Source organism: Streptomyces luteolifulvus, assembly GCF_008806595.1.
Lineage (GTDB): Bacteria > Actinomycetota > Actinomycetes > Streptomycetales > Streptomycetaceae > Streptomyces > Streptomyces luteolifulvus.
In genome coordinates this window covers 1-11,869 of sequence record NZ_VZRB01000035.1, presented here as the reverse complement: position 1 = coordinate 11,869, position 11,869 = coordinate 1, and the positions used below count along the sequence as shown (strand labels likewise).

The following is an 11,869-nucleotide window of genomic DNA, read 5'->3' as shown; positions in this document are numbered from 1 at the left end:
AACTTACGTTACTTCCCAGTAGAGCCGCACCCTCCCCGGATCCGGCGCAAGCTCCACACACCCCACACCCCACACCCCCACCCAGCGTGTCTCCCCGGACGCCCCACTCCCCACTCCCCACTCCCCACTCCTCCCCCCTCCCCCCCGCACCCGACGAGTTGGAGCACCGATGCCCCAGCACGTTTCCCCCCTGGTCCCCGGCCAGGCGGAGATCGTCCCCACTCATCCCAGAACCGCCGCAGCCGCGGCCGACGGGTCCCCCGCCGTCACCGCGCGCGCCGTATCCGGACCGCCCCCGGTCCCGCGGCGGATCGTCTTCCTGGCCCGCCGCGATCTGGACAACCCCGCGGCCGGCGGCTCCGAACTGCTCATCGACCGCATCGCCGACGGGCTCACCGCCGCGGGCCACCAGGTCACTCTGCTGTGCGGAGGCCCGGCCGCGTACCGCGACTACCGCGTGGTGTCGGCGGGCGGCGACGCAGGTCACTTCCTGCGCGCCAAGCGGGCGTTCGCCAACCAGGTCGGCGACTGCGACCTGCTGGTGGAGGTGTGCAACGGCATGCCCTACCTGGCTCCGCTGTGGCACAAGGGTCCGACGCTGTGCCTGGTCAACCATGTGCACACCGACCTGTGGGACATGCGCTACCCGGGCCCTTTCGCCCGGCTCGGCCGCAGGCTGGAGCACTGGGCACTCGCTAGCACGCACCGCGCCAATCTGCTGGTCGCCGTCTCCGACTCCACCGCGTCGGCCCTGCGTGGCATCGGCGTGGCACCCGAGCGGATCAGGGTGGTCCACAACGGCGTCGAGGAGCCCGGACCGCTTCTGCCCGAGGACCCCGACCCGCTGTTCGTCGCCGTCGGACGACTCGTCGAGTACAAGCGGATCGAACTGCTGCTACGGCTGTGGGAGCGGGTGCGTCCGGTCACCGGCGGGCGGCTCGTCATCGTCGGCGACGGTCCCGAACGGGAACGCCTGGAGGCCATGGCCGGACCGGACGTGGTGTTCACCGGCCGGGTCTCGGAGGCGGAGAAGCACCGGCTGCTGTGCCGGGCGTGGCTACTGCTGCATCCGTCCCTGGTGGAGGGCTGGGGCCTGGTGGTCACCGAGGCGGCCGCCCGCGCCACCCCGGCCGTCGGCTTCGACATCCCCGGCCTGCGCGACTCCGTCGTGAACGGGGTGACGGGTGTACTGGCCGGGGGTGAGAGCTCGTTCGCCGCCGCCTGGTGCACCCTCGCGCTGAGCGGGCAGCGCCGTCTGGCCATGGGCCGAGCAGCCGCGGCACGCGCCGAGAACTTCCGCTGGAGCAGCACCGTCCGGCAGTTCCGCGACGTGGCCGCCGAGGCCTTCCATGCGGCCCGGCACACACCTGCCGACCCGCCTGTGCCGCCCGTCCGCCGTCGTCGCCCTCGCCCCCCGGAGCCGCGCCCGGCGACAAGACCCACCGTGCCGGTGGCGCGCAAGGGCACCGACCATGGCTGAGCTCGTCGAACGACCCATCAAAGACCCCTCCTTGAGCCGGTCGCTCGCCCTGTTCCGGGCCTTCCTGCGGGAACAGACCGACCCCGACCACTGCTACACCCTGCTCGCACGCGACGCGGTCGACCAAGTGGCCCGCCATACGGACCTGGAGGCCCGGATCGTCCTCGATGTCGGCGGCGGCTGCGGCCACTTCACCGAGGAGTTCCGCCGCCGGGGCGCCCACGGTTACCTCTTCGAGCCCGACCCCGGCGAGCTGGGGTCACGAGGCCGCCCGCCCGAGGGCGCCGTGGTCGCCGACGGATATCTGCTGCCGGTGCCCGACGGTGTCGCGGACGTGTGCTTCTCCTCCAACGTCCTGGAGCACGTCGCGGATCCGGAGACCTTCCTCAGCGAGATGGTCCGGGTGACCAGGCCGGGCGGACTGATCTACCTCTCGTTCACCAACTGGTTCTCCCCGTGGGGCGGTCATGAGACCGCGCCCTGGCACTACCTCGGGGCACGCCGGGCCCGCGAGCGCTACCGGCGGCGGACCGGGCGCGAGGCCAAACACACCGTCGGCGAGAACCTCTTCCCCGTCCATATCGGCCCCACCCTGAAGCACGTACGCGGCCGCGAGGACGTCGACATCGTCTCGGCGCGTTCCCGCTACTGGCCCTTCCTGCCCGGCGCGATCACCCGCATCCCGGGACTGAGAGAAGTCGCCACCTGGAATCTCCTGCTGATCCTGCGCCGTACCGGATCTCATCCGGCGCCGGACGGCGACCGGGGCGAGACACGTTCAAGCGAGGCACGTTCATGAGCACCACGGTCCAGGCCCCCGCGCACGCCACCCCCGCACCTCCGCCGGCCTCCCCTCCCGAGCACCGACGCGGACGACGCACGCTGTTCGGGTTCTGGGCAGCCGTGCTGACGGCGTTCATCATGGCGGCCCCGGGAAGGACGACCTTCGAGACGAAGCTCGCGGTGGCCGTCGATCCGCTGGGATTCCTCGGCGACCTCGGCCAACTCTGGCACGACCAGGCCGGTTTCGGCGGCATCGCCAACCAGAACGTCGGCTACGCCTTCCCGATGCTGCCGTACTACGCCCTGATGCACCTCGTGCACATGCCGGTGTGGCTCGCCGAGCGGCTGTGGCTGTCGATCGTCGTGACCGCGGCGTTCTGGGGCGCGCTGAGGCTGGCCGAACGGCTGCGGGTGGGCACGCCCACCACCCGGCTGCTCGGCGCGACGGCCTACGCCCTGTGGCCCACCTTCACCATCGTCGTCGGCTCCACCTCGGCCGCCGCGCTGCCCGGGGCCCTGCTGCCGTGGGTGCTGCTGCCCCTGACCTCCGCGACGTCGAGTCCGCGGACCGCCGCCGCCCGCTCGGCCCTGCTCGTCGCGTTCATGGGCGGGGTCAACGCCGCCTCGACGCTCGCCTCGCTGCTGCCGGTGGCCCTGTATCTGCTCAGCCGGCCTGCCGGCCGCCGGCGCCGTGCGCTGCTCGCCTGGTGGCTGCCGGGTGTGGTGCTGGCCACCGCCTGGTGGGTGGTGCCGCTGATGCTGCTGCGCGTGTACGGCGAGGACTTCATGCCGTACGTCGAACAGGCCGACACCACGACCGCCACCATGTCCGCGACCGAACTGCTGCGCGGAGCGGGCAACTGGGTGGCGTATCTGAACTTCGGCGAGGCCTGGCTGCCGGCGGGCTGGACCGTCGCCGCCTCCGTCGTCACCGTGCTCGGCTCGGCGTTCGCCGCGGCCCTGGGGCTGGCGGGTCTGGCCCGCCGGGACGTCCCCGAGCGGCGCTGGCTGCTGCTGACCGTGCTGGCCGTCGCACTGATCACCCTCGCCGGATACGGCGGAGCGCTCGGCGCCCCCTTCCACGACACCGTGCAGGCATGGCTGGACGGCTGGCTCAAGCCCTTCCGCAACATCTACAAGTTCCAGCCTGGGCTCGCCCTCGCGCTGGCCCTCGGCCTGGCGCATCTGACGGCCGCCGTCTCCCTGCGCCGGGGCCCTGCGACACCGCGCGGCCGGCGGTGGGTGCCGGCGGTCGCCGCGCTGCTCGTCCTGCCGGGTCTGGCATGGCCGTACGTGAACGGGACCGTCCTCCAGCCCGGAGGATTCACCAAGCTGCCCACCCACTGGGAGCAGGCCGCCGACTGGCTGGACGCACACGCGGCGGACAGCCGTGCCCTCGTCGTACCGGCCACCGCCCACGGCATCTACACCTGGGGCTCACCGATCGACCAGCCCTTCGACGTCCTGGCCAAGACCCCTTGGGCACAGCGCGACTTCGTGCCGTTCGGCACGCCCGGCGCACGCCGTGCGACGGACGCGGTCGAGCAGGCGCTGCTGTCCGGCAGTGAGGTGCCGGGCCTGCGGTCGTACCTGGCACGGGCGGGACTTGCCGACGTGGTCGTGCGCAACGACCTCGACCCCGACCAGATCGGCTATGTGCCCCCGCAGACGGTCCGGCAGACCCTGATGGCCTCCGGCTACCGCAAGGCCGCCGGCTTCGGGCCGCTCATGACCGGCGGACGCATCGCCTCCGGCACGCCCGTCCAGGTGCAGGGCCTCTACCCGCGCCTCCAGGCGGTCGAGATCTACGAACCCGTGGGCAGCGCCGATCGTCCCGGACGCGTCGGGGTCAGCGCGGCCGGCGACACCGCCGTCGTGAGCGGCGGTCCCGAGGCGCTGCTCCAGTTGTCCGCCGACCCGGCGCTGCGCGACCGTCCGGCCGTCCTGGCCTCAGACGCCCATCCGGGAGTCGACGCACCCGCGATCACGGCCGTGGCCGACGGACTGCGCCGCACCGACACCCGCTTCGGCCTGGTCAACTCCAACACCTCGTACACCTACACCGTGAACGAGCGGAACCCCTCCGGCAGCCTCCAGAACCCGGGCGGGCGCCCGAAGCAGATCCTGCCCACCGGCGGCACCGGACACCAGACGACGGCCGTGCTGCGCGGCGCGGCCTCGGTGACCGCGTCGACCAGTGGCAACTGGCTGTTCCATCTGCCGCAGTACGACCCGGTGAACGCCTTCGACGGCGATCCGGACACCGCGTGGGCCGAAGGCAGCCCGGGCAAGGCGGCCGGCCAGTGGCTGCGGGTGGACTTCACCGAGCCCACCGAGCTGCCGTCCTCGCTCCGGCTGACCCCGCTGCCCGCGGACGCCACCCGCCCCGCGCCCACCCGGGTACGTATCGAGACGGACCGCGGTTCGGCCGACAGCGCGCTGCGCCCGGACGGCACCCCGCAGTCGGTCCGTGCGCCCGAGGGCAGGGCGACATGGCTGAAGATAAAGATCCTTGACGCCCGTTCGGCACGCCCCGGGCTGTCCGGTGCCGGGTTCTCCGAGGTGTCGGTACCCGGTGTGAAGGTGACCCGACTGCTGGCCCTGCCCACCGACGCCGAGCGCACTCGGACAGGCGCACGGGTGTACTCGCTGCACCGCGGCACCGACCCGGGCGGGCTGGCCCCGGCCTCCTCGGAAGCGGGCTTGCACCGGCAGTTCCACACCCCGGACCCGGGCGCCTACGCCGTGTCGGGGCGGGCCGTGGCCGTACCCGGCGACGAACTGGACCGGCTGCTCGACCGGGTGGCACCAGGACAGCGCAACAGGATCGCCGCATCCGCCGACTCCACCAGCCGCACCGGCACCTCGCTCAGCGCCCGCAACCTGGTCGACGGCGACCTGACGACGGCCTGGATCGCCGGTGACCGCCCTGTCGTCCATCTGCGCTGGCCGGGCAAGAGGAAGATCGACGAGATCGTCCTCGGGGCCGCGGGCGGCCTGTCCGCCCGTCCCCGGGAGGTGCGGATCAGTTCGTCCGACGGTGCGACGACGGCCGCGGTGAACGCCGACGGGCTCGCCCGGTTCGGGGCGATGACGACGGACCGCCTCGACATCACCGTCACCGGGACCGCACCGCTGACCGTCTACAACCCCGTGGCCGACGCGCGGCTCCAACTGCCCGTGGGCCTCAGCGAGGTGTACGTGCCGGCGCTGGACGATCTGCGGGTGCCCCGGCCGAAGCCGGACGCACGGTTCTCGCTGCCGTGCGGTCAGGGCCCGGTGATCGACATCGACGGCACACTCCACCCGACACAGGCGTCCGGCCTGGTCCGCGACTTGACGGAACGTCGGCCGGTGACGGTGGAACTCTGCACGGGCAAGGCCAAGGACGCCGGCGTGGAGCTGGCATTCGGTAGGCACCGCGTGGAGACCGGCGGGGCCGGACCGCTGGCGGTCACGGACGTCACCCTGTCCCGCGGCGAGCCACGGCCGGCCTCCGGAGCGGCGGGCCGCGAGGTCGCCGTGCGGGAGTGGACCGGCGACAGCCGGACGGTCTCCGTGACCGCGGGGTCGGGCGAGGCGTCGTATCTGCGGACGTACGAGAACTTCAACGACGGCTGGAAGGCCACGCTGAACGGCGAGACCCTCACCCCGGTCCGGCTCGACGGCTGGCAGCAGGCCTGGCTGATCCCGGCCGGGAGCTCGGGCACCGTGCGCCTGGAGTACGAGCCCACCGGGCTGTACCGGGCCGGACTGGCCGGCGGAGCGGTCGGCGTCGCCGCGCTCGCGGTACTCGCCTTCCTGGGACGCAGGCGGGCCGTTCAGGGCGCTCACGCCCTGGACGACCGTACAAACACCGCCGTTGCCCCGGCGCCCGGTCGGGTCCTGGGAACGGTGGCGCTGACCGCCGTCGTGGCGGTGGCGGCGGGACCGCTCGCCCTGGTGGTCCCCGCGCTCGCGGTGGTCGCCCGGCTGCGGCCCGGCGCCCTGGTCCCGACCGCCGCCGCGGCCATGGCCGGGGCGGGCATCGTGGCGGCCACGGGCGCGGGCGGACCGGTCTCCGCGGAGCGCGGCGCGTTCGGCGCGATCGCCCAGGTGCTGGCGCTCGTGGCCCTGTCCGCGGCCGTCGTCACGACCGGACGCCCGGCACAGGCCCCTCGCGAGGAGAAGCCGGAGCCGGGCGACGAGTCGGGCGAGGAACGATGACCTCGATCGAGGCCGCGACCCACGACGGACGCGGCAGAACCCGCCCGGTCCTGGCGCGGATACCCTTCCCCACCGTGGACGAGGTCTCCCGGCACTGTCTCAGCGACGACGAGCCGGAGACCGTGCACATCGAAGTCCATCTGCCCGGGCGCCCGGACCCGGTACGGCTGCGGGAGGCATTCCACCGGGCGCTGCTCCTCCACCCGCGGATCCTGGTACGCCAGGCACCGCACCGCTGGTACCGGCGGTCCTACGAGTGGGAGCTGACCGCCGCGCCGGACACGGACCCGGTGAGCTTCACCCGGCCCGGACCCGATGCCCTGGCCCGGGCCCGCGCCCGCGCGCTCACCCTGTGCCCGCCCCTGTCCCAGTCGCCGCCCGTACGTCTGGAGGTGGTCACCGTGGAGGCGGCGCGGACCGTCCTGCTGCTGACCCTCCACCACACCGCGCTCGACGCACCGGCCGGACTACGGGTACTCGCCACGACCGCAGCGCTCTACAACGGCGAGGACGCTCCTGGGCCGGGACGGCCCGCGCCCGTTCGGCACGCGGGTTTCGCGGGTCCGGTGCCGTCCGCGGGGCGGTTCCGGCCCGTACGGCTGGCGGCCGGTCCCACCGCTGAGCGGCCACGGACCGGATCCTCCGGGAACGGCCTGCTGCTGATGGAACTTCCGGTGCCGCCGCGTACCGTACCCACCGGCGCCGACCACCCGCACCCGGCCGCATGGACCGTCAACGACCAACTCCTGGTCGCCGCCTCGCTGATGGTGGGCCGCTGGAACCGTTTCCACGGCGTACCCTACGGCCCCGTGCGGATCACCATGCCCGTGGACGACCGTACCCGCGACATGGCCATGCCCATCGGAAACGGGACACGACTGGTCGAGGTGCCCGTCGCGCCCGAGGACCCGTGCGAGGAACGGCTGCTCCTCGCACCTCGTCCCGATCCGGCGGCCGTGGCCAGGTTGCTGCACACCACTGCCCGGCGCACCCGAGCACTCAAGTCGCTGCCGCGCACTCCGCTCGGACCGGGAGCGGCGCTGCTGACGGCTCCCGTGCTTCCGGTCGGCGTACGCGGCGCGCTCACCCGCCACATGCGCCGGGCCGCGGCCCGCTGGACGTCGACCCTGCTGCTCAGCAACATCGGGCGCGTGCCGTACCCGATGGACTTCGGCGACGCCGGGCGGGCCCACGCCGTGTGGTTCTCGGCGCCGGCCCGTATGCCCCGCGGACTGAGCGTGGCGGCGGCCTCCACCGACAGACGGCTGCATGTGTCGCTGCGCTGGTCGCGCGATCTCCTCGACGACGCAGGGGGCGCCACCCTGGCCCGGCTCTTCGAGGAGTGCCTCTCCACGACATACAGCCCGTGCAGCCCGTCCAGCCCCCGGAGCACGTCATGACCTCCACTCCCCCGACCACGGCGGCGCCCGCCGCCCCGCCCACCGGGCTGCGCGCCTTCTACGAGGATCCCGCCGTCCCGGTCGCCTCCGGCGCGGACCGCAGCCACCGGCAGGCACGGATGCTCGCCCGCGCGCTCGGGCCCGTACGGCCCGACCGGCCGGCCGCGACCGTACTCGACGTCGGCTGCGGGGACGGCACGGCCGCGGCCGTCGCCGCGCGCGTCCTGGCAGGGCACCGGATCGTGGGCGTCGACTGGTCGCAGGACGCACTGCGCCGGGCGGCGCGGCGAGTACCGCAGGTGGTGCGGGGCGAACTGTCCGACGGCAGGCTGCCGTTCGCCTCCGGGGCCGCGGACGCGGTGCTGTTCAGCGAGGTCGTCGAGCACCTGGTCGACCCCGACAGCGCCCTCGACGAACTGCACCGGGTGCTGCGGCCGGGCGGCCATCTGATGCTCTCCACCCCCAACCTCGCCGCCTGGTACAACCGCGCCCTGCTGCTCGCCGGTGTCCAGCCCGTCTTCTCGGAGGTGAGCCTGCGCCGTATCCACGGCAGACCGGGCGACCAAGTGGTGGGCCATCTCAGGCTGTTCACGGCTCGCGCACTGAGGGAGTTCGTGGCCGCATCCGGATTCGATGTCGTACGAGTGGAAGGCGCTCGCTTCCACGGAGTACCGCGGCCGCTGCGCCCGCTCGACCGTCTGGCCTGCCGGCTGCCGTCCCTCGCCTCCATCCTCCTCGTGCACGCGCGAAGGAAGTAGGCGCGATGGTCTGGGGAGTGACCGCGGCACTGGCGGCGAACGTCCTCTACAGCACCGGATTCGTGCTGGAGAAGCGGGCGCTGGCCGGTCTGCCCCCACTGCACGCGGGACGCCCCGGCCGCGCACTGCGCCTGCTGGCGGGCAGCCCGCTGTGGATCGGCGGTGCGCTCGCTCTCGCCCTCGGCTTCGCCGCCCAGCTCGCCGTCTACCGAACCCTGCCGATCGCAGCCGCCCAAGGGCTGTTCGTCTCCGGGCTGGTGCTGTTGCTGCTGCTCTCCTCGGCAGTGCTCGGCGAGCGGCCGACGGCCGCGGAACGGCGCGGTGTCGCCCTCATCGGCCTGGCTCTGCTGATGACGGTGGCCTCGCTGCACAGCGACTCCCAGCCGATCGGCCGCACCGCCCCGGCGGTCACCCTGCTCACCGTGTGCCTACCGGCGCTCGGCCTGGGCCTGTGGCTGTACGCCGCGGCCGAGCGCCGGGCCCGGCACCGCCACCGCCCGTCACCGACAGGGGTGGCGTACGGCGTGGCGATCGGCCTGCTGTACGGGGTGAGCTCACTCGCGATCAAGGGCGTGTCGGGACAGCTGGCGACAACGGACTTCGGTGACTTCGGCGAAGCGGCACCAACCCTCCTCGCCTCCCCCTACCCCTACCTCCTGCTCCTCACCGCGCCCTTCGGCCTCCTGCTCTCCCAGACCGCGCTGCAACGCTGCCGAGCTTCCCTCATCGTGCCCGTGTGCACCACGGTCACCTGCGTGTTCAGCGTGGCCGGCGGAACGATCACCTTCGGTGAACCGCTCCCCCAGGACCTGCCCCGGCTCGCCCTGCGTCTGGGCGGCATCGCGCTCGCCCTGACCGTCCTGCTGACCCTGCCGCGCCACGACACGCACCCACCCACCCCCTGAAGGAACCGATCATGAATCCTGACGACCCGCTGCTGAAGATCCTCGCCTGTCCGCTCGACAAGGGACCGCTGATCCTGGACGGGCCGGGCTCGGCGCTCTACAACCCTCGACTCGGCCGCCGCTATCCCGTGATCGACGGCATCCCCCAGCTTCTTCCGGACTCCGGTGAGCCCGCGTCGGAGGAGGAACTGACACGGCTGAGGAGTCCGGGGTACGGGACGGGACCCAGCTGAAGCGGGAGCAGGAAGCGCGGGCGCAGCTCTTTCCGTGGTCGGAGAAGCGATCACTTCCCTTCCGCCTGTGTGAGCTGCCCCCCTCGCACGCCCCGCTGGAACCGCCCGCCTCCTGTGGTCGTCTTGTGGGCTGGCTGTGTTCGAGGCGGGGATGCGGGGGGACGTTGTGAAGCGGAACGTGACGAAGGCCGGTCTCGTGGCGGTGGTCATGGCGACGGTGCTCGGGGCCTCGGCCTGCGGCGGGGGAAGCGGCGCGGCGGCCGGCGGAGGGAAGGGGCAGACGCAGGCGACGCAGGAATCCGCGGCGTCCCCCGGCGACGAGGCGTCGTCCGCTTCGGCGCTGACGTCCTCCGCCACCGGGGGGCAGTTGTCCGGGATCGCGCAGACCCAGGCGTCGCCCCTCACCCGGCGCGTGCCGTGGAACCTGGACATCCTGGACCAGCGGTCGCGCCCGCTGAACGGCAAGCTCACCACGACCGCGACGGGCAAGGGCGTTCACGTCTACGTGATCGACACCGGGATGGAGATCGCCCACAGGGAGTTCGGCGGACGGGCCCACCTCGGCGCCGACTTCGTGGGCCGACAGGACTCCGGGGACTGCTTCGACGAAGGGGGGACGGGTCACGGCACCTTCGTCGCGGGCATCATCGGCGGCGCGAAGTACGGTGTGGCGCCCAAGGCCGAGCTCGTACGGGTCCAGGGCATCCTGTGCGAGAGCGATGGCGCCGGCGCCCCCGGGGCGGCCGAGGCGGCCCTGGTGAAGTCGGTCAAGTGGGTCACCGCGCACGCGCAGAAGCCGGCGGTGGTGAACATGTCGCTCAACATGGACCACCCGTCGGCGGCTCTGGACGCTGCCGTCAAGAAGATGGTCCGTGCGGGGATCCCGACCGTCGTGTCGGCCGGCAACTTCAACGACGACGCCTGCAAGCACTCCCCGGCCGGCGTCCCCGGCACGATCGTCGTGGCGGCCTCCACCTCGAACGACCGCGTGTGGAAGGACTCGGGCTCCTACGGATCCGGTTATGGACGGTGCGTGGACCTGTACGCTCCGGGCCAGAAGGTGACCGCCGCCCTCCTGGGCGGTGGCACGTTCACCGAGGACGCCGGCGCGACGTCCTGGGCCGCGCCGCACGCGACGGGCGTGATCGCGCTCTACCTGTCGGCACACCCCCACGCCAGCGCGAACCAGGTCCATGTCTGGCTCGACCGCACGGCCACCCGCGGTGTCGTGCGCGGCGTCCGCGCGGACACCCCGAACCGGCTACTCAACACCGGCGGCCTCTGACGGGTCCCGGCCGCCCGCGGTCCATGGGAGCCCTGGCCGAACTTGATCGTGCGATCACGCCACTGGCGGAAGGCGGCGTCCGCAGGGATCCCTCTGTGCGAGTGCCTCCCCCGAGTCGAGTACATCCGGGATCATCAAGCATGCTCCCGGACGACTGGCAACTCACCGAAGACGTCGACGACTTCCTCGCCCGAGCCGGCAACTTCCTGCGCTCGCGCCCTGCCCTGCACAACACGCCGCTGACGGACATCGAGAAACTGCGAACACGCAGGGCGGACGCACACGGTCCCGAAGCCGCCGTCTTCGGCCGACTGGAGTCAGGAGGCGAGGTCCGCGCAGTCTTTTATCGCACTCCACGCGGCCGCCTGAGCCTCACGCCCCTCTCTGACGAACAGGCCGGCACCCTCGCCGCTCACCTGGCCGGCCTCGGCCACTCCCCCTCCGACGTCATCGCGGACCACGACACCGCCACCGCTTTCGCCGAGGCATGGCAGCGGCACACGGGCGCAGCGCCGGTACCTTTCTGGCGGACTCACCTTCACCGTCTCGGCACGCTCACCCCACCGCAGCCGCGTCCAGAGGGCCGGGGCCGCGTCGCGGGCGAGAAGGACCATGAGCAAGTCGTGCGCTGGTGCCGTGAGTTCTGCGTCGATGTCGGTGAGCACGTCTCCGTGACTCCTCCCCCGGCTGAAGCCGGGGGCTTCTCGTTACGCCGGGTTGGCGTCGCGAAGGACCAGCCCGGCCCGTAGAACGTTGAGAGCGCCTACCGTGTCAGCGTGCGCGTGGTGGCCGCACGAGATGCAGTGGAACTTTTCCTGT

At 72.7% G+C, this 11,869-nt stretch carries 8 protein-coding genes and 1 pseudogene; all 9 read left to right on the top strand.

Annotated features, from left to right (window positions below; all coding sequences use genetic code 11):
- The first annotated feature begins 169 nt into the window (after nt 1–169).
- The gene (locus F7R91_RS33755; protein ID WP_150955865.1) at nt 170–1,480 is read left to right on the top strand and encodes a glycosyltransferase family 4 protein; all 1,311 of its coding nucleotides are present in this window, start codon (nt 170–172) and stop codon (nt 1,478–1,480) included.
- Nucleotides 1,481–1,496: 16 nt separating this feature from the next.
- The gene (locus tag F7R91_RS33750) at nt 1,497–2,279 is read left to right on the top strand and encodes a class I SAM-dependent methyltransferase (protein WP_150956033.1); all 783 of its coding nucleotides are present in this window, start codon (nt 1,497–1,499) and stop codon (nt 2,277–2,279) included.
- On the top strand, nt 2,276–6,469 hold the full coding sequence (locus tag F7R91_RS33745) for an alpha-(1->3)-arabinofuranosyltransferase domain-containing protein (protein WP_150955862.1): 4,194 nt from the start codon (nt 2,276–2,278) through the stop codon (nt 6,467–6,469). The genes F7R91_RS33750 and F7R91_RS33745 overlap by 4 nt, the downstream gene beginning before the upstream one ends.
- The gene (locus F7R91_RS33740; RefSeq protein ID WP_150955859.1) at nt 6,466–7,869 is read left to right on the top strand and encodes a condensation protein; all 1,404 of its coding nucleotides are present in this window, start codon (nt 6,466–6,468) and stop codon (nt 7,867–7,869) included. Before F7R91_RS33745 ends, F7R91_RS33740 begins: the two co-directional genes overlap by 4 nt.
- Complete coding sequence (locus F7R91_RS33735) at nt 7,866–8,627, top strand: class I SAM-dependent methyltransferase (protein WP_150955856.1); 762 nt, start codon at nt 7,866–7,868, stop codon at nt 8,625–8,627. The genes F7R91_RS33740 and F7R91_RS33735 overlap by 4 nt, the downstream gene beginning before the upstream one ends.
- A 5-nt stretch (nt 8,628–8,632) precedes the next feature.
- Nucleotides 8,633–9,532 (top strand): DMT family transporter, encoded by a 900-nt coding sequence (locus F7R91_RS33730; RefSeq protein ID WP_191971746.1) that lies wholly within the window; start codon nt 8,633–8,635, stop codon nt 9,530–9,532.
- Between the two features lie 11 nt (nt 9,533–9,543).
- The gene (locus F7R91_RS33725; protein ID WP_150955853.1) at nt 9,544–9,765 is read left to right on the top strand and encodes a Trm112 family protein; all 222 of its coding nucleotides are present in this window, start codon (nt 9,544–9,546) and stop codon (nt 9,763–9,765) included.
- Between the two features lie 178 nt (nt 9,766–9,943).
- Nucleotides 9,944–11,050, top strand: a complete 1,107-nt coding sequence (locus tag F7R91_RS33720) for a S8 family peptidase (protein ID WP_225320933.1) — start codon at nt 9,944–9,946, stop codon at nt 11,048–11,050.
- 140 nt (nt 11,051–11,190) lie between these two features.
- A pseudogene (locus F7R91_RS33715) lies at nt 11,191–11,724 on the top strand (GNAT family N-acetyltransferase); the annotation flags it as partial.
- Nucleotides 11,725–11,869: the final 145 nt, after the last annotated feature.

Coding starts and splice junctions, on each gene's coding strand:
- F7R91_RS33755 (WP_150955865.1), top strand. CDS start 170: ATGCCCCAGCACGTTTCCCCCCTGGTCCCCGGCCAGGCGGAGATCGTC.
- F7R91_RS33745 (WP_150955862.1), top strand. CDS start 2,276: ATGAGCACCACGGTCCAGGCCCCCGCGCACGCCACCCCCGCACCTCCG.
- F7R91_RS33740 (WP_150955859.1), top strand. CDS start 6,466: ATGACCTCGATCGAGGCCGCGACCCACGACGGACGCGGCAGAACCCGC.
- F7R91_RS33735 (WP_150955856.1), top strand. CDS start 7,866: ATGACCTCCACTCCCCCGACCACGGCGGCGCCCGCCGCCCCGCCCACC.
- F7R91_RS33730 (WP_191971746.1), top strand. CDS start 8,633: ATGGTCTGGGGAGTGACCGCGGCACTGGCGGCGAACGTCCTCTACAGC.
- F7R91_RS33725 (WP_150955853.1), top strand. CDS start 9,544: ATGAATCCTGACGACCCGCTGCTGAAGATCCTCGCCTGTCCGCTCGAC.